This is a genomic window from Corynebacterium sp. H127 (genome assembly GCF_037482665.1).
GTDB lineage: Bacteria > Actinomycetota > Actinomycetes > Mycobacteriales > Mycobacteriaceae > Corynebacterium.
Window position 1 is genome coordinate 178,703 of record NZ_JBBHKY010000003.1, and the last position, 16,343, is coordinate 195,045.

18 protein-coding genes and 1 tRNA gene are annotated in these 16,343 nt (G+C 57.9%); 11 read left to right on the forward strand and 8 right to left on the reverse strand.

The features are described from left to right. Window positions 1–36: 36 nt before the first annotated feature. Together grpE and dnaK are read right to left on the reverse strand one after the other, a co-directional pair. Window positions 37–675: a nucleotide exchange factor GrpE gene (gene grpE, locus WG936_RS04845; RefSeq protein ID WP_339572242.1), complete on the reverse strand. Its 639-nt coding sequence runs from the start codon at window positions 673–675 to the stop codon at window positions 37–39. Further along, window positions 675–2,513: a molecular chaperone DnaK gene (gene dnaK, locus WG936_RS04850; RefSeq protein WP_339572243.1), complete on the reverse strand. Its 1,839-nt coding sequence runs from the start codon at window positions 2,511–2,513 to the stop codon at window positions 675–677. Before dnaK ends, grpE begins: the two co-directional genes overlap by 1 nt. 253 nt (window positions 2,514–2,766) lie before the next feature. Between dnaK and WG936_RS04855 the strand changes: the two genes are divergently transcribed. Beyond that, complete coding sequence (locus WG936_RS04855; protein ID WP_445227933.1) at window positions 2,767–4,113, forward strand: AI-2E family transporter; 1,347 nt, start codon at window positions 2,767–2,769, stop codon at window positions 4,111–4,113. A gap of 188 nt (window positions 4,114–4,301) precedes the next feature. Beyond that, entirely contained in the window at window positions 4,302–5,537 is a 1,236-nt protein-coding gene (locus WG936_RS04860; protein ID WP_339564053.1) for a pyridoxal phosphate-dependent aminotransferase, read from the forward strand. A 138-nt stretch (window positions 5,538–5,675) separates the two neighbouring features. Here WG936_RS04860 and WG936_RS04865 read toward each other — a convergent pair whose 3' ends face one another. The 3 genes from WG936_RS04865 to dcd are packed head-to-tail and all read right to left on the reverse strand — an operon-like array spanning window position 5,676 to window position 7,934. Continuing rightward, window positions 5,676–6,038 carry a hypothetical protein gene (locus tag WG936_RS04865; RefSeq protein WP_339572244.1) on the reverse strand — a complete coding sequence of 121 codons (363 nt, stop codon included), beginning with the start codon at window positions 6,036–6,038 and terminating at the stop codon, window positions 5,676–5,678. Continuing rightward, the gene (locus WG936_RS04870) at window positions 6,005–7,327 is read right to left on the reverse strand and encodes a UDP-glucose dehydrogenase family protein (RefSeq protein ID WP_339572245.1); all 1,323 of its coding nucleotides are present in this window, start codon (window positions 7,325–7,327) and stop codon (window positions 6,005–6,007) included. The genes WG936_RS04865 and WG936_RS04870 overlap by 34 nt, the downstream gene beginning before the upstream one ends. Window positions 7,328–7,370: 43 nt before the next feature. Beyond that, window positions 7,371–7,934 carry a dCTP deaminase gene (gene dcd, locus WG936_RS04875; RefSeq protein ID WP_339564214.1) on the reverse strand — a complete coding sequence of 188 codons (564 nt, stop codon included), beginning with the start codon at window positions 7,932–7,934 and terminating at the stop codon, window positions 7,371–7,373. 309 nt (window positions 7,935–8,243) lie between these two features. Between dcd and WG936_RS04880 the strand changes: the two genes are divergently transcribed. From WG936_RS04880 to WG936_RS04900, 5 genes are all read left to right on the forward strand, one after another. Then, window positions 8,244–8,317 (forward strand) — tRNA-Gly (locus WG936_RS04880). A gap of 22 nt (window positions 8,318–8,339) precedes the next feature. Next, window positions 8,340–9,128, forward strand: a complete 789-nt coding sequence (locus WG936_RS04885) for a tRNA threonylcarbamoyladenosine dehydratase (protein ID WP_339572246.1) — start codon at window positions 8,340–8,342, stop codon at window positions 9,126–9,128. Next, window positions 9,119–9,823, forward strand: a complete 705-nt coding sequence (locus tag WG936_RS04890) for a TatD family hydrolase (RefSeq protein ID WP_339572247.1) — start codon at window positions 9,119–9,121, stop codon at window positions 9,821–9,823. The genes WG936_RS04885 and WG936_RS04890 overlap by 10 nt, the downstream gene beginning before the upstream one ends. Window positions 9,824–9,877: 54 nt before the next feature. Then, window positions 9,878–10,369 carry a CPBP family intramembrane glutamic endopeptidase gene (locus WG936_RS04895; RefSeq protein ID WP_339572248.1) on the forward strand — a complete coding sequence of 164 codons (492 nt, stop codon included), beginning with the start codon at window positions 9,878–9,880 and terminating at the stop codon, window positions 10,367–10,369. Beyond that, window positions 10,366–10,665 carry a CPBP family glutamic-type intramembrane protease gene (locus WG936_RS04900; RefSeq protein ID WP_339572249.1) on the forward strand — a complete coding sequence of 100 codons (300 nt, stop codon included), beginning with the start codon at window positions 10,366–10,368 and terminating at the stop codon, window positions 10,663–10,665. The genes WG936_RS04895 and WG936_RS04900 overlap by 4 nt, the downstream gene beginning before the upstream one ends. Here the strand turns inward: WG936_RS04900 and WG936_RS04905 are convergent. After that, window positions 10,613–11,029 (reverse strand): hypothetical protein, encoded by a 417-nt coding sequence (locus WG936_RS04905; protein WP_339572250.1) that lies wholly within the window; start codon window positions 11,027–11,029, stop codon window positions 10,613–10,615. The genes WG936_RS04900 and WG936_RS04905 overlap by 53 nt on opposite strands. Then, window positions 11,019–11,228, reverse strand: coding sequence for a helix-turn-helix transcriptional regulator (locus tag WG936_RS04910; protein WP_339572251.1), 210 nt, complete (start codon window positions 11,226–11,228; stop codon window positions 11,019–11,021). Before WG936_RS04910 ends, WG936_RS04905 begins: the two co-directional genes overlap by 11 nt. 96 nt (window positions 11,229–11,324) lie before the next feature. On the opposite strand from WG936_RS04910, the gene WG936_RS04915 reads away from it, so the two are divergent. Both WG936_RS04915 and WG936_RS04920 read left to right on the forward strand, forming a co-directional pair. Next, the gene (locus tag WG936_RS04915; RefSeq protein WP_339564061.1) at window positions 11,325–11,549 is read left to right on the forward strand and encodes a ribbon-helix-helix domain-containing protein; all 225 of its coding nucleotides are present in this window, start codon (window positions 11,325–11,327) and stop codon (window positions 11,547–11,549) included. Then, window positions 11,542–11,865: a type II toxin-antitoxin system PemK/MazF family toxin gene (locus WG936_RS04920; protein WP_339572252.1), complete on the forward strand. Its 324-nt coding sequence runs from the start codon at window positions 11,542–11,544 to the stop codon at window positions 11,863–11,865. Before WG936_RS04915 ends, WG936_RS04920 begins: the two co-directional genes overlap by 8 nt. Window positions 11,866–11,880: 15 nt before the next feature. On the opposite strand, the gene WG936_RS04925 is transcribed toward WG936_RS04920, so the two are convergent. Further along, on the reverse strand, window positions 11,881–12,435 hold the full coding sequence (locus WG936_RS04925; protein ID WP_339572253.1) for a DUF3267 domain-containing protein: 555 nt from the start codon (window positions 12,433–12,435) through the stop codon (window positions 11,881–11,883). Window positions 12,436–12,603: 168 nt separating this feature from the next. On the opposite strand from WG936_RS04925, the gene WG936_RS04930 reads away from it, so the two are divergent. Both WG936_RS04930 and WG936_RS04935 read left to right on the forward strand, forming a co-directional pair. Then, on the forward strand, window positions 12,604–15,177 hold the full coding sequence (locus WG936_RS04930; protein WP_339572254.1) for a GNAT family N-acetyltransferase: 2,574 nt from the start codon (window positions 12,604–12,606) through the stop codon (window positions 15,175–15,177). Beyond that, window positions 15,174–16,316 (forward strand): acetoin utilization protein AcuC, encoded by a 1,143-nt coding sequence (locus WG936_RS04935; protein WP_339572255.1) that lies wholly within the window; start codon window positions 15,174–15,176, stop codon window positions 16,314–16,316. Before WG936_RS04930 ends, WG936_RS04935 begins: the two co-directional genes overlap by 4 nt. The last annotated feature ends 27 nt before the right edge of the window (window positions 16,317–16,343 follow it).

The following is a 16,343-nucleotide window of genomic DNA, read 5'->3' on the forward strand; positions in this document are numbered from 1 at the left end:
CCTTTCTGCATTTACCTTGCTTTTCGACGTCCGAAGTTATTCCGACGCCGGTGCTTCGCCAGCAGCTTCGGCTGGGTCGGCGATGATCACCATCGCGGTGCGCACGAGTCGCTCGCCCACGAGGTACCCCTTACGCAGCACTGTTCCAATGACTTTTTCTTCACCGTTGGATAAATCTTGCACTGCTTCGTGCCGCTCTGGGTCGAAGGGATCACCCTCCGCCCCAAAAGCTTCGAGGCCCTGCGCAGTCACGATGTTGGTGAACTTGTCTGCGAAAGCCTTCAGCGGCCCTTCCGCAAGATCACCATGCTTTTCCGCAAGATCGAGGTCATCCAAGATGGGCAGGAACTTTTCGATCATGCTTGCCTTGGCGGCCGCAATGGCTCCTACTCGATCCCGCTCGGTCCGCTTGCGGTAGTTCGCGTACTCAGCGGTCATCCGCAGCAGGTCCTCGGTGCGTTCGGCGAGTTGCGCTTCTACATCGTTAACTTCGCCGTCTTCATCGAGGTCGACATCTGCGAGGGCTTCGTTGACCTGGGCTTCCAGATCAGCTTCTGCTTGAGCCTCCTCAGCGGCAGCCGCCTCAGCTTCAGCGGCCTCCGGAGAGGTAGCCTCCTGATCCGTGATGTCGGGATCTCCCGGGTTTTGCGACATGTCGCGATTCGGCTCAGTCATTACTTCTTCTCTTCTTCCTCGTCGATGACTTCTGCGTCAACAACGCCGTCGTCAGTGGCAGCATCTGCCGCGGCACCTTCAGCGCCTGCTTCCGCAGCCTGTGCCTCGTAGATTGCCTTACCAAGCTCCTGAGATTCCTTGTTCAGGGTCTCTACTGCGGTCTTGATGGCTTCGATGTCTTCACCCTTGAGAGCTTCATCGACGCCCTTGGCAGCCTCTTCAACCTTGTTCTTGATGTCCTCAGAAACCTTGTCGGAGTTGTCCTCCATGAACTTGCGGGTCTGGTAGGCCAGGGACTCGGCAGAGTTGCGGATTTCCTGCTCCTCGCGGCGCTTCTTATCCTCTTCTGCGTGCGCCTCGGCGTCCTTCACCATGCGGTCGATCTCTTCCTTGGAGAGGCCGGAACCGTCCTGGATCTTGATGGTGTTTTCCTTGCCGGTGCCCTTGTCCTTAGCGGTGACGTGGACGATACCGTTGGCGTCAATATCGAAGGTGACCTCGATCTGTGGCACGCCACGTGGGGCAGGCGCAATGCCACCCAGTTCGAAGGAACCGAGCAACTTGTTGGCGGAAGCCATCTCGCGCTCGCCCTGGAAGACCTGGATCTGTACGGAAGGCTGGTTATCCTCCGCTGTAGTGAAGGTCTCCGAACGCTTGGTTGGGATGGTGGTGTTGCGCTCGATGAGCTTGGTCATCACGCCACCCTTGGTTTCGATGCCGAGGGAGAGCGGGGTGACGTCGAGAAGCAGCACGTCCTTCACTTCACCGCGCAGCACGCCGGCCTGCAGCGCAGCACCGACTGCAACGACCTCGTCCGGGTTAACACCCTTGTTCGGCTCGCGGCCGCCGGTCAGTTCCTTCACCAATTCGGTGACGGCTGGCATACGGGTAGAGCCACCAACCAGCACCACATGGTCAATGTCGTTGACGGAGAGCTCGGCATCCTTAATCACCTGGTTGAATGGCGCCTTGGTGCGGTCCAGCAGATCCTGAGTGATCTTCTGGAATTCAGTGCGGGAGAGGTTCTCGTCCAGGAAGAGAGGGTTCTTGTCTGCGTCAACGGTGATGTAAGGCAGGTTGATGTTGGCAGACTGCGAGGAGGACAGTTCAATCTTGGCCTTCTCCGCAGCCTCACGCAGGCGCTGCAGTGCCATCTTGTCCTTGGTTAGGTCAATGCCATTGGCGTTCTTGAACTTCTCCACGAGCCAATCGACGATGCGCTGATCCCAGTCGTCACCGCCCAGCTCGTTGTCACCGGAAGTTGCGCGAACCTCAACGACACCGTCGCCAATTTCAAGCAGGGAGACGTCGAAGGTGCCGCCGCCGAGGTCGAATACCAAGATGGTCTGTTCGCTATCACCCTTCTCCAGGCCGTATGCCAGAGCAGCAGCAGTTGGCTCGTTCACGATACGGAGCACGTTGAGGCCAGCGATCTGGCCGGCTTCCTTGGTCGCCTGGCGCTGTGCGTCCTCAAAGTAGGCAGGAACGGTAATCACGGCATCGGTAACTTCTTCACCCAGGTAAGATTCAGCGTCGCGCTTGAGCTTCATGAGCGTACGAGCGGAAATCTCCTGCGGAGTGTACTTCTTGCCGTCGATATCTACGTTCCAGTCGGTACCAACGTAGCGCTTGACGGAGCGGATCGTGCGGTCAACGTTGGTGACCGCCTGATTCTTGGCAGACTGACCAACGAGCACTTCACCATTCTTTGCGAATGCAACAACCGATGGCGTGGTGCGAGCACCCTCAGAGTTGGCGATTACTACTGGCTCGCCACCTTCCAGTACGGATACAACCGAGTTGGTGGTTCCGAGGTCAATACCTACTGCACGTCCCATGTGTTTCCTCCTATTTTGTTGGACTACATTTGCTACAGATTGATACCCATTGGCTCAACTTCTGCAATCCTAGCAAATGCCTTGAGCGGGCGTCACTCAACCTGTTCACTTAGCACAACGGCGCTGCGAGCAAACTTGTTCCCAGCGGACTCAACTTTCGCATGAGATATGGATCACAACATCAGTATTGCTGCGCGGTATCCCCTGTGAGCCAAGGACAAATGGGGGTTGCTCTGGCACAATTGGTGATCTGATGGACATACACAACAAAGATAACCTCGACAAATTGATTGACTTGCCCGAGCAGCTTGGCGCTGAACCACTCCACTCGGAGAGGATCGACCGCGCCGCAATCCTCGGCCAAGACGGCCGGTGGGTGGCCGGCTGGGCGCTGCGTTTTGTCATCCTTGCGATTGCTGGATTCATTGCCTGGAAAGGCCTGGGCAAGGTGTGGACCGGGCTACTGCCGATCCTCTTGGCGATCTTGGTTTCCACCGTTTTATGGCCACCAGTCAAATGGTTGCGCAGCAAGAAGTGGCCGCCCGCACTTGCCGTTACCACGGTGCTTTTAGTGTCGATCGGAACCATCGTCGGCATTTTTACCGCTATGGCTCCGAGCATCGGGAAGCAATCCAAGGAACTCGTTGACAAGGCTTCCGAAGGCTTGGACAAACTTGAGACTTGGCTGCAGGGCCCGCCTTTCAATCTCAACATCGATCAAATCACCGGGTTTCTCAACGACATCATGGCGAAGGCACAGGAGCAGGCAAGCAATATTGCTTCCGGGGTGGCGCAAGGCGTATCCACCGCTTCCTCCGTCCTTGTCACCCTCGGCGTCATGCTCGTGCTGACGTTCTTCTTCCTTAAAGACGGCGATCGCTTCCTGCCGTGGATCCGTCGCACTACCGGAGCCAATGCTGGTTGGCACCTAACTGAAGCCCTTACCCGCACATGGAACACCTTGGCGGGCTACATCCGGGCACAGGCGATCGTCTCCCTCATCGACGCCATCATCATCGGTGCTGGCCTCGTCATTCTTGGCGTTCCGCTCGCTTTCGTCCTGGGCGTACTGACGTTCTTTGCCGGCTTCATTCCAATCGTTGGTGCCGTCACCGCAGGTGCATTGGCGGTGCTGGTGGCACTGGTCTCCAACGGCACTACGACGGCAATTTTCGTGCTCATCCTTATTATTGCCGTGCAGCAGCTCGAGGGGAATGTGCTTTCCCCGATCCTGCAGTCCAAGGCGATGAATCTACACCCGGCAATCGTGTTGCTCTCTGTGACGGTGGGTTCCAGCCTATTCGGAATCATCGGCGCTTTCCTGGCCGTGCCGGTGGCTGCGAGCATCGCGGTATGGCTGCGCTACCACGGCGACCTGGTTTCCCTGCGCTCTGGCGAGCTCACTGTAGATGAAATCCAGATCGAAACGTCCCGCGCTGCTGGCAATACCGCCACTGCAGAGGATGCATTCGAAGCAATCCGGGACAAGTTCTCCAAGTTAGGCCGCAGACGACCACCTGCGGAAGCGCCAGCAGGTTTGGCTACCAAAGTGGGAGCGCCGAAGGTTGATCCAAAGGGCGATCCCGAAGCTGAGCAGTAAATCCCGAGCACCTCGCGCCGCATCACACTTGAGCTGTGATGCGGCTTTGCTTTGGCAAGTCTCCCCCACAAAAGACCACGCCCCTCACGGCATCTTCGCCCAGCGAATCCACCGAATTCCTAACCTGAGCCAGGCTCCTGATGGCAGGGGCTTTATTCCCCCCTGTCTACGGTGGCATGATGGGACAGGTGAATACTCAAAAGCCACCACGCATCTTTGACCAGTCCGACAAATTGAAGGGCGTCTTATATGAGATCCGTGGACCCGTAGCCGCCGAAGCCGAGCGCCTCGAAGCGGAAGGGTCTCGAATCCTCAAGCTCAACACAGGCAATCCCGCCGTCTTCGGTTTCGATGCTCCGGATGTGATCATGCGAGACATGATTGCTGCGCTGCCAACGTCGCAAGGCTACTCCACCTCCAAGGGCATCGTCCCTGCACGTCGCGCCATCGTGACCCGTTATGAGCTGATCGACGGCTTCCCTGAGTTCGATATCGACGATGTCTACCTCGGCAACGGGGTCTCCGAGCTTATTTCCATGGTGACCCAAGCGCTGCTTAACGACGGCGATGAAGTGCTAATCCCAGCCCCAGATTATCCGCTATGGACCGCCGCCACTTCCCTTGCCGGAGGCAAGGCCGTGCACTACCTCTGTGACGAGGAAGACGACTGGAACCCGTCCATCGAGGACATCAAGGCGAAGATCACGGACCGCACCAAAGCCATCGTGGTGATTAACCCAAATAACCCAACTGGCGCCGTGTACTCGCGCGAGGTGCTGCAGCGAATTGTAGACATCGCCCGCGAGCATGAGCTACTCGTTCTCGCTGATGAAATCTACGACCGCATCCTCTACGACGATGCTGAGCACATCTCCATAGCCACCCTATGTCCCGACCTGCTGTGCATTACCTTTAATGGCCTGTCCAAGGCATACCGTGTGGCAGGCTATCGTGCCGGTTGGATGGTACTGACCGGCCCGAAGCATCATGCGGAAGGCTTCATCGAAGGTTTGGACCTACTTGCCGGTACCCGCTTGTGCCCCAACGTTCCCGCACAGCATGGCATTCAAGTCGCGCTCGGTGGCCGGCAGTCCATCTATGGCCTGACAGGGAAAAACGGGCGCTTGCTGCGGCAGCGCAACGCCGCCTATGAAGCCCTCAACGAGATCCCGGGAGTGTCCTGTGTGAAGCCGATGGGCGCACTGTACGCCTTCCCGAAGATCGACCTGGAGATGTACCCGATCCAGGACGACTCCCGCATGATGCTGGATCTACTTAGGCAGGAGAAAATCCTGCTCGTTCACGGCACCGGATTTAACTGGGATAAGCCGGACCACTTCCGCGTGGTCACATTGCCACACGCTGCGGAACTGACGGAAGCAATTGGCCGACTCGGCAACTTCTTGAAGCATTACAAGCAATAGGTCGGTTCAAGACTTTGGCTCGCAGAACTCCACCTCGAAGTTGTTTCGCCCCAGCCAGCTTTTGCAGTGTCACCACTTTGCTGAGTTCCTGAAGCACTACAAGCACTACAAGCAGTACAGATAACGGCCTCGCCCAGCTCAGGCGGGGCCGTTCGCCTTTCCTGATCGGGCACGGCGGTCATTCCTGTCGGCGATCAACTGCAGCACCACCAAGGCCACGCCGACATACAGCACCAATCCGAAGACATTGATTACCGGATCATTGGGACCGGAAGTCATCGCAATATACGTATCGTTTGCCCATCCGATGCCGGCGATCATCGCGCCGATGCTCCCCACCACACCGCGGGGCCGGACGCAATAGGCGATGAGGACCAGCGCCGACATTGCGACACCGATCCCGCAGTAGACCTCGCCGCGATCATAAAGCATCCATAGCGAGGCCGGACTCCAGAGGACAAAGAGGATTACAAGGATCGTCCTAATGCTTGAATAGTCCATCCGGCAGCTTTCCACTCCTCGACCGGCAGCACGTTGCGGCCGTCGAGAATCTTCTTCTCGCGTACCAGCGTAGCGGCGTGGACCGGATCAAGGTCGCGGAATTCCTGCCACTCGGTGGCAAGCACCACTACGTCAGCACCGCGCAGCGCGTCGTCAGTGGAGGAAGCATAATTCAGGGTTGGGAAAACCTTGCGGGCATTATCCATGCCCTGCGGGTCATACACGGTGACTTGGGCTCCAGCCAGCGACAACGAACCTGCAATAGACAGCGCCGGTGAATCTCGAACATCGTCCGAGTTCGGTTTAAAGGCAGCACCGAGGACTGTCACGTTGTGGCCCAGTAGGTTGCCACCGCATGCTTCACGGGCGAGCAGCACCATGCGATCGCGGCGACGCATATTGATCGCGTCCACTTCGCGTAGGAAAGTCAGAGCCTGGTCAGCGCCCAGTTCGCCAGCGCGGGCCATGAATGCCCGGATGTCTTTAGGCAGGCAGCCACCGCCGAAACCAAGGCCGGCACCCAAGAATTTGCGGCCGATGCGGTCGTCGTGACCAATGGCGTCGGCAAGCTTAACGACGTCCGCGCCCACCAATTCGCACACCTCGGAGACCGCGTTGATGAAGGAGATTTTGGTCGCCAGGAAGGCGTTCGCAGATACTTTAACCAGCTCAGCGGTCTGCAGATCCGTAACGATGAATGGAGTGTCCTCCGCCAGTGGGGTGGCATACACTTCGCGGGCAATCTCTTCCGCGGTGGAGTTCTCGGCGCGCGTTCCTAGAACAATGCGGTCTGGGGTGATCGTGTCCTTGACTGCAAAGCCTTCGCGCAAGAACTCGGGGTTCCAGGCGATCTCTACTTCAGTACCTGCTGGGGCCAGCTCGTCAGCCATCTTCTGCAACTCAGTGGCAGTCCCCACTGGCACGGTGGACTTGCCAAAGATGACGTGCTTGCCCTTCAGCTTTGGCACGAGATCCTCTATCACGGCGTAGACGTATTTGAGGTCTGCAGCATAGGAGCCGCGCTGCTGCGGAGTACCAACGCCCAGGAAGTGGACATTGCCAAACTCGGCCGCCTCATCATAGGAAGTAGTAAAAGCCAGCCGACCTGCAGCAATGTTGCGTTCCAAAACCTCAGGAAGCCCCGGTTCATAAAACGGAACGGTACTGTTTCGCAACGCCTCGATCTTCTGCTCGTCTACGTCCACTCCGAGGACTTCATGGCCCAGTTCGGCCATGCAGGCGGCGTGGGTGGCGCCTAAATATCCGGTTCCGATGACTGTCATACGCATAAGAGTCATTCTTACCGGTATTTGGGCGCGGGCGCTGCGTACGTTACCTAAAGTTCAGATATGCCTTCGACGGGGTAGGGCCACGCTGCCCCTGATACTTACTGCCGAGTTTGCCACTGCCATAAGGAGTCTCTGCCGGGGAACTCATCTTGAACAGCGCAAGCTGGCCCACCTTCATCCCCGGCCACAGCGCGATCGGAAGGTTGGCCACGTTGGACAGCTCCAGAGTGATGTGACCGGAAAATCCCGGGTCGATAAAGCCAGCGGTGGAGTGCGTAAGCAAGCCGAGGCGCCCCAGTGAGGACTTACCCTCCAACCGACCCGCGAGGTGCGGAGGCAGGGTGAACTTCTCAAATGTCGCGGCCAGCACAAACTCACCCGGATGCAGAATGAATGGTTCGTTGTCCTTGACCTCGATCTCGCTGGTCAGCTCGTCCTGCTGCTGCTTCGGGTCGATGTGCGTGTACTTGGAGTTGTTGAAGACGCGGAAGAATCGATCCATACGCACGTCGATGGACGACGGCTGAATCATCTCCGGAGCGAACGGTTCAATTCCCAGTTCTTTGGTATCAATTGCAGCGCGGATATCACGATCTGAAAGCAGCATGCCCACAAGTCTAGTTCCTGCACTTCGGACACGGGAAACTACCCAATCCCGGGCCGCCAATCGAGGCGGCATCTGCTCCGCCTGATCTTTGTCCGCCGTCTGGAAGATCGCGCCCACCATGGTCTCCAGCTCCTATCTGTCGGGCAGGCTCCACCGCGGTGATATTTGCCACCAGCTTATCGACGCCATCGACCAGCGACGCTAGATCCCACTCAAACTTTGTGGCGGAAGCACACACGACCGACCCGTGCGGTGATTTATTAAGTAGCTTCCTGCAGTGCTAGGATAGTCGCTATTGCAGAGCAATATGCCGATGTAATTCAATGGTAGAATGGCAGCTTCCCAAGCTGCATACGCGGGTTCGATTCCCGTCATCGGCTCCACTTACTGAGAAGGCTTTTGTTAGTGCATTCTGAGCGATTCGCTCGCCTACATCTTTTGCTTGGCGACGACGGTTTAGGCAATCTCAAGAACTCAACCGTCATGGTTCTCGGCCTCGGTGGCGTTGGTTCCGCTTGTGCGGAGGCGCTTGCACGTGGTGGCGTTGGCAAGCTAATTCTCCTTGATCGCGATGTAGTGGAACCGAGCAACATCAACCGCCAAGCAATCGCTTTTACCTCCACCATCGGTCGTGCCAAAACCGAGGTGATGACTGAGATGGTGCAGGATATCAACCCCTCTTGCGAGATAGTCGCACAGCACATCTTTCTCGCCCCAGACAATGTTGCTTCCGTCTTGGGCGAGCTCCCCCGGCCGGACTATGTTGTGGACTGCATCGACACCATCTCCCAGAAACTCGCCATCGCGCATTGGTGCGCCGCAGAGGGATTGCCGCTACTTTCCTCGATGGGCGCGGCGAACCGGATGGATCCTTCCCTGCTGAAGTTCGCCAACCTGCGCAAAACCACCCAGTGCCAAATGTCGAAAGTGATGCGCCTGGAGTGCCAAAAGCGCAGAATCAAGGGCGTTGAGGTGTTGTTTTCCACCGAGGTACCAGTGAAGTTGAATGCGGGGCGAACCAAAGGTGAGAGTCTTGGCTCAATGAGCTACATGCCACCGATCATGGGGTTAATGATTGCCGGCAAGGTGATCCAGCGATTGGCGGGGCTGGAACCCATGGCTCGACCACCACGATTGTTCCGGACCCGCGAGGAAGCTCTGGCGGCCGTGGACGAGGCGACACCGTGCTCCTAGACACCCACCTTCACCTGGACTTTGTGCCTGCATCCCAACGCACCACGTTGCTAGCAGAGCTTGCCGAATCCGACGTGCAGGTGGTGGCACAGACTGTGCTTCCTTCCGAATTCCAGGTTCAGCCCGGCACTCTCCCTTCGCTGGGATTTCATCCATGGTGGGTCGGGCCGACTTTCGAGGAAGAACTGGAAACTTTCGCCAACAATCTCCCCCAGACTCGTTGTATCGGCGAGATAGGCCTGGATTTCAGCCCGCGCCGGGTTGAATCAGCTCCACTGCAGCTTGAGGCACTGCGCCGAATCTTTGCCTTCTTGAAGGACCGCCCCTACGTGCTCTCCATTCATGCGGTGCGGGCGGCGACTGAAGTCCTGGATATGCTGCCCGACAACGTAATCCCCGTCTTCCACCGTTTCTCGGGAACAAGCGATGAGCTCACTCGGTTAATGCAGATCGGTGGCTACTTTTCCGTGCATCCCAGCGTGCTGGAGGGAAAGAAAGGCCGGGCATATGTGAAGCAAGTGCCTGAAAATCGACTTCTGCTGGAAAGTGACCTACCGGCGTCGACAAGCGCGGTGGTGAGCGCCGGGGACGTGGTCACGTCCCTGCGAGGCACCTTGGAGACGCTATCTGAGCTGCGTGGACAGGACATGGCACCGGTGATCAAGCAGACACAGCAGGAAGTCTACTTTTCCTAGAATGCGGGATTAACCAGCGTATTCTTGTAGGCAACCCCAATTGAAGGATGCCTCATGACCACCTGGAAGACTAAGCACCCAATCCTTGTCGGTATCGGGATCGCCATCCTCGGTACGCTGCTCACCGCGGTGGGGTCGGCGGTCGGCCAGGTGATGCAGCTTGACGACGCCACAGTCATTTACGTCCTCGTCGGATTCATCTCACTTTCTGCTCTGCTTGGTGTGCTGTGGATGAAAGTAAGCAAGCATTCGCTTGCAGAGTATGGCTTCCGGACGCCGGTTGGCTGGGCGGTTGGTCTGCCGCTGTTTATTCTCCCAGTATTGAATTTGGTCGAGGGTGTTCACATCGGGGCATCGCTCGTGGTTCCCTATTTACTGTTCACTTTGACTGTCGCATTTAATGAGGAGATTTGGTTCCGTGGCCTGCTGCTCGCCGCGCTACGCATTCGCGGTGAAAAGTTCGCAATTGTTGTTTCCGGCGTCTTATTCGGCGTACTGCATTTGAGCAACGCCTTTAGTGGCCGATCTACCTCTTCTTGCAAGTGATCTACGCGTTCCTCATCGGGTTACTGCTCGCAGAACTCGTCGCACTCACGCGCAGCCTGTGGGCGGGCATCGTCTGGCATTTCGTCTATGACTTCACGGCTTTCCTTGCGGGCGATAACCTCACCACCCTAGGCATCGTGCTCAGTGCGATTATCAACGTTCTGCTGCTCGGCCTCGTCGTGCTGTGGTGGCGGAGATTGTTTGCCCCCCCCCGCTTCTTGAACGCCATCGGCCACCACTTAGCTACTCAAGCGTTCGCTCTTCACGCGACTTCCACAGGCCAGCGGAAAAGGTAATGACAAAGAAAACGAGCATCATCAACATGGACCATTCCGTGTCCAGCTTCCCGTCAGGAAAGAACGTTCCTTTAGCAATATTCTTGACCGCCACAACAACGTAGAGGAAGATGAACCCGCCAAATACTGCGAGTATGGGTGGCCACTTCATGCCCCGTTCCAGGTACGCATCCGAGCGAATTGCTGCCACGCAGAAATAGCTCAACGTTGTCCACAGCACTGTGTGGGCAGCCGCCAACGGGGTTGCGTTCAGCAGCCCAAACTCTTGTGCGCTCGCTAACACCATGAGCAGGATCATCGCGAGTGCTAGCGATCGGTTCCCGATTCTGCCGCGGGCTTGGAGTTGGCGCTCGTCATATTTCATGGTTGTCCTCCCAAAACAGATCATCAAGGGTTTTGCCGGTCCTGCGACACAGTGCGAGGCACAGGGAAATAGTGGGGTTGTACTTTCCCTGCTCGATGGCATTGACCGTTTGGCGAGTAACTCCTACGTCATCGGCAAGCTGCTGCTGCGTCAGGCCAATAGCCACGCGTGCTGCCTTGAGTCTCAGATTCTTCGCCATCCCCAACACCTCCATGTCTTATATATCTGACATTACGACGGATATACCAGACGGTCAACCGTTGAAGCGTATCCCAAAATGGGATACGCTTCAATTATGTCCACTCAAATTGCAATCCGGTTACCTGATGAGCAGGTTGTGTTCTTGGACGGATTAGTTAAGTCAGGCGAAGCCAGTAGCCGAACTGAGGTCATCACGAGCGCGGTCGAGCGCGAGATTCGTCGTCGCATGGCGATTCGGGATGCCCACATCTTGGCCAACTCCAGCGAATCCGATGATCTGGATCTCCTCATCGATTGGGCCGGACAACACTATGCGTGAGATCTGCTTAGCTAACTTGGACAAGACGCGCCCTGTGGTTGTACTTACCCGAGAGCTAGCCAGACCAGCAATGATGCGGGTAACGGTTGCTCCTATCACCACAACAATCCGAGGTTTGTCCAGCGAAGTTGTCCTGGATCAGCGCAACGGCCTAGACCATAGGTGCGCCTGCACAGTGGACAACACCATCACTATTCCCAGCGACAAACTCGGCAAGACAGTCGGATTTCTCACCTATCAGCAGGAAACCCTTTTGGCTCAAGCAATGATCTTTGCTTTTGATCTGGATGTTCCGCTCCCCACTGCCTGGAGCTAGCAAATCACTGCAGTCTTACTCGGCAGGCAGATGAATCCGCAGCCCCTCTTTGTTGTCTTCAATCAGCGCCCCGCGTGGCGCGCGAAGTGCGACAACTGTCATGAACCAATCCCCTACCGCGCCACCCAGCAACATCGCAGCTGGCACCACTAGCCATCCTGCAAACGGGCCGTGAAAAATGATCCACAGTGCGGGCATCACAGCCAGCACAATCCCCGGCAACAATGCCACATAGGTGAACGCCTTCTTCGAGAGCAGCACACCCGGCGACGTGCAATAAAACGCCGGCATCGCCCCGCCTACCATCGTGGCGCCGTATTTCGGCTTGGCGCCCAATGTTCGCAGAGCGAAGCCATGCAGCAGCTCATGCACCACAATGAGCAGTGCGAATACTAAGAACGTGAGCAGTATGAGCACCAGCTCACGAGCGGAAATGGCAAAAGCCACCGTCCCAGAATTGACTGCCGCATACAAGGTTGCGAACCCGACAAGCCCAGCAATCGTGGTTCCAAGACCGACCACGTTCATCCAGACCGTGGTCGTCTTATCAGGGGCCCATTCTTCGATCATTTCTACGCCTCGTCGCGGTCTCTCAAACAGAGTTCTTTCACAATCCGGTCTACTGCAATTTCGAAGACTTCATTGGCTAGTTCAGTAAAATCGGCACCTCGGTTACAAAACCGCTCTCTTTTTGTCATTAGCCCTAGATCTTCATCGAATCTTTGTAGGCTAGGCCACATGAACACTCCGCAGCATTGGGAAGCCGACGTCGTCCTCAATGACGGCGATATCGTCACGCTGCGCCCCGTGCGCCCCGAGGACCGCGAAGAGCTCCAGAACTTTTACGCAAGGGTCTCCGATAAGTCCAAGTACCTGCGGTTTTTCGCCGCACACCCGGTACTCACGGAGGAAGATCTCAAGAACTGGATGGACGTGGACCACCACGACCGGGTCACCCTAGTGATGGTGGACCGCGAAGACATCGTCGCCACTGCGAAGTACGCTCTCATCCCCGGCGAGACCAGGACCGCCGATGTCTCCTTCCTGGTCCAGGATGACCACCACCACAAGGGTGTGGCCAATATTTTGCTCGAGCACCTGGCCCAGATCGGCCGGGAATGCAGCATCGAAACCTTCTTCGCGGAAATGCTCACCCAAAACCGCACCATGGTGCAGACCTTTATCAAGGCCGGCTATCAGGTCAATCCGGAGCTGGAAGACGGCTTCATTACCGTCAACTTCCCCATCGACCCGACGGAAACCTCCCGTGAGGTCATGGCTCGTCGCGAACTGCGCGCCGAGGCGAACTCGATCCGCCGCTTGCTCCAACCAACATCGGTAGCTGTGATCGGCGATGTAGATCGCATGCAATCAGTTGTCCCAAACCTCACCCAGGCCCGTTTCCAGGGTGAACTGCGCATCCTTACCGGCACCACCGACTACGAGAAAATTCCAGAAAATACAGACCTCGTCATCGTCGAGCACGACCCTGACACCTTTGAAGCCGCACTCAAAAACGCCGCCGAAAAGAATGCTTTCGGAGTGGTGGCGCTGGCCGGGTCCAAGAATCCTGGAGTTGCCCTCGAAGATGCACGAACGTTCGTCGATAAGGCGCGCGACTATGGTCTGCGTGCGTTGGGCCCAGCGGCAGTCGGCCTCATCAACACACACACGCAGCTCAACGCCTCACCTGCGCCGATGCCACGCGCAGGCACGGTCGGGCTGTTCACACAGTCCGCGGGCATAGCGACGCTCACGCTGTCCTACGCGTTGAATCGCGGCTGCGGGCTCAGCTCGTTCATCGGCGCAGGCTCCTTTGGCGATGTCACCGGCAACGATGTCATCCAATACTGGGCAGATGATGACGCCACAAACATTTGTTTGCTCTCCCTCGACACGATCGGTAACCCGCGCAAGTTCTTCCGCGTGCTCAGCCGCTTGGCCATGGAAAAGCGCGTGGTGGTTTTCATCCCTTCCCGTGCCTTGAAATCGGCACGGCACTACGACCAATCCAACTTGGAGACCGCCTCGACTACCGCGCTGGATGAGGTCATTCGCAACACTGGCGCAATGGTAGTCACCCGCAGGGAGACGATGTTCGACATCGCCCAGCTCCTCGCCCGGCAGCCGGTACCGCGCGGCAAGCGGATCACTGTGATCTCCAACTCCGCGGGGCTCACCGCACAAATGGCCCAGTCAGCCCAGCGCTTCGGTCTCGAAGCTACAGCAATCACTGTGTTGGAGGACCCGGTCTCCGGCATTCTCGAAGCCACCCAAAAGGCCCTGGCCGAATCTGACGTGGTTCTTAGCGGCATCGTGGAGATCGGCGAGCAACTCTTTGAAGCAGCGTACGAGGGCCTGAAGGAACTCGCAGCAACCACCGAAACCACCCCGCTGATCAGTACATTCGTCGGTTTCCGGGCACTGGAAGAGGATCGAAGAGGCGTCGAAAAGCGCGGGCAATTGCCGGTGTTTAGCACCTACGCTGATGCTATCGAAGCGGTGTCGCTCATCTTGACTTCCGAAGAGCAGCGCGCCGCAGCTCGGCCGACTCCGACAGACGAATTTGGGCAGGGCGACAAGGCCGCCGCCACGCAGCTCGTGCAGCGCATCCTGGCAGAGTCGTCTGAGGGTCGTTGGGCCAGCGACGAAGAATCTGCCGAGCTGCTGCGCACCTACGGCATCTACCTGGTGCCGTGGACACCGGTTACCACGCTCGACGAGGCGATTACGGCCGCGGAGAGTTATGGCTGGAACGTGGTACTCAAGAACATTCACTCGGCCGTACGCGGGCGACCTGAGCTGTCCGCGGTGATGCGGCACATCACCACGCCGTCTGCATTGGAAGATGCCTGGCACACCCTAGAGACCATGGCTACTGACTTGGGTATTGGCGCCGACATGGTCGTGCAGCCGACCGTAAAACCGGGTACCACGCTCACCATCCGCGCGATTGAAGATCCGGTGCTCGGACCGATGGTCTCCCTCGGTGTCGCTGGCCCGCCGTCGGAACTGCTCGGCGATACCGCCTGGCGCGTGCCGCCACTGCGTCGCACCGACGCTCGCGCCATGATCAAGCAACTGCGCGCCGCCCCACTCCTCATGGGCTACCGCGGCTCCCGTCCTACGCCGCTCAGCGAGATTGAGCACCTTATTATGCAGGTAGCGCGCCTGAAAGATGACATCGCTGCGATCGTCGACGTGGAACTTACCCCAGCCATCGCCAGTTCCGACGGCACCACCGTCGTGGGCGCCCGCATCCGTCTCGCCCCACTAGCCATTGAACGCGACCCGTTAGCGCGCTCACTATGAAACCGCTGCTGCTTCTCGACGACGCCCTGTATGGATACAACCTGGGCGACACCCACCCGATGGGAGCGGACCGCGTTCGGCTGGCCGTGGAACTCGCGGACTACTTTGACATCCTCTCGGAATTTGATGTGGAGGTGCCACCAGAGCCGACGCGATCACTGCTGGAACTCGTTCACACCCCTGGCTATATAGAAGCGCTGCTGACTGGCGAGCCCTCGCTCGAGCATGGCATCGGTGTGGCAGACAATCCGGTGGTGAACCCCGTTATGACCTCGATTGGGGCGCACATTGTGTCGGCTACCGTGGCCGCTGCTGATGCCGTATGGAACGGGGAACGGAAGAGAGCAATCAACATAGCCGGTGGGCTCCACCACGCGCACGCCAACAAGATGCACGGGTTTTGCATGTACAACGACGCAGGGATCGCTATTCGACGCCTGCTCGACCATGGTGCAACGCGGGTGGCGTACATCGACGTCGACGCACACCACGGGGATGGTGTGGAGCAAGAATTTTGGGACGACCCGCGGGTACTCACCATCTCCATTCACGAATCCGGACTCTATCTGTTTCCCGGCACGGGATTCGCCCACGACATCGGCGGCCCCTCGGCGCTAGGAACCGCGGTCAATATCGCCCTGGATCGCGATACCGGCGACGCGGAATGGCTGCGCGCCTCCCACTCGATCATCCCGCAACTGCTGAAGGTGTTCCGGCCGGAAATCATCATCTCCCAGCACGGCGCGGACCCGCACTTTTCCGACCCGCTCGCCGATCTTTCCCTCTCAGTGGATGCGCTATACCGGGCGTATTCTTCGATCGGCAGGTGGGCCGACCGCTACGCGTCTGGGCGCTGGGTTGCGCTGGGCGGTGGTGGCTATCAGCGTGACAGCGTTGCGCGCATCTGGGTGGCGCTGTTGGCTGCCGTCGCTGGGGTGCCGTTCGAGGCAGCGGCCCCGATGCCCCACAACTGGTCCCGACGCGTCGGCGCGCCCTGCTCGGTAACTTGGGGAGATCCCGGGGCTGCCGGGCCGATGCGGGATCTCTCCCTCGACCAAATCATGCACTCAGCTAGCCCGACAATGAAAGCGACTTCAAAGGCAGTGTTCCCATATTGGGGACTGCAGCCTTATCTGTGAGATCCTCCAGAATCAAACAGTGTCCAA

What these genes read in the sequence shown, in the direction of transcription:
- grpE (WP_339572242.1), bottom strand. Translation starts at nt 675, where the DNA reads ATGACTGAGCCGAATCGCGACATGTCGCAAAACCCGGGAGATCCCGAC.
- dnaK (WP_339572243.1), bottom strand. Translation starts at nt 2,513, where the DNA reads ATGGGACGTGCAGTAGGTATTGACCTCGGAACCACCAACTCGGTTGTA.
- WG936_RS04855 (WP_445227933.1), top strand. Translation starts at nt 2,767, where the DNA reads ATGGACATACACAACAAAGATAACCTCGACAAATTGATTGACTTGCCC.
- WG936_RS04865 (WP_339572244.1), bottom strand. Translation starts at nt 6,038, where the DNA reads ATGGACTATTCAAGCATTAGGACGATCCTTGTAATCCTCTTTGTCCTC.
- WG936_RS04870 (WP_339572245.1), bottom strand. Translation starts at nt 7,327, where the DNA reads ATGCGTATGACAGTCATCGGAACCGGATATTTAGGCGCCACCCACGCC.
- dcd (WP_339564214.1), bottom strand. Translation starts at nt 7,934, where the DNA reads ATGCTGCTTTCAGATCGTGATATCCGCGCTGCAATTGATACCAAAGAA.
- WG936_RS04895 (WP_339572248.1), top strand. Translation starts at nt 9,878, where the DNA reads ATGACCACCTGGAAGACTAAGCACCCAATCCTTGTCGGTATCGGGATC.
- WG936_RS04905 (WP_339572250.1), bottom strand. Translation starts at nt 11,029, where the DNA reads ATGAAATATGACGAGCGCCAACTCCAAGCCCGCGGCAGAATCGGGAAC.
- WG936_RS04910 (WP_339572251.1), bottom strand. Translation starts at nt 11,228, where the DNA reads ATGGCGAAGAATCTGAGACTCAAGGCAGCACGCGTGGCTATTGGCCTG.
- WG936_RS04915 (WP_339564061.1), top strand. Translation starts at nt 11,325, where the DNA reads ATGTCCACTCAAATTGCAATCCGGTTACCTGATGAGCAGGTTGTGTTC.
- WG936_RS04920 (WP_339572252.1), top strand. Translation starts at nt 11,542, where the DNA reads ATGCGTGAGATCTGCTTAGCTAACTTGGACAAGACGCGCCCTGTGGTT.
- WG936_RS04925 (WP_339572253.1), bottom strand. Translation starts at nt 12,435, where the DNA reads ATGATCGAAGAATGGGCCCCTGATAAGACGACCACGGTCTGGATGAAC.
- WG936_RS04930 (WP_339572254.1), top strand. Translation starts at nt 12,604, where the DNA reads ATGAACACTCCGCAGCATTGGGAAGCCGACGTCGTCCTCAATGACGGC.
- WG936_RS04935 (WP_339572255.1), top strand. Translation starts at nt 15,174, where the DNA reads ATGAAACCGCTGCTGCTTCTCGACGACGCCCTGTATGGATACAACCTG.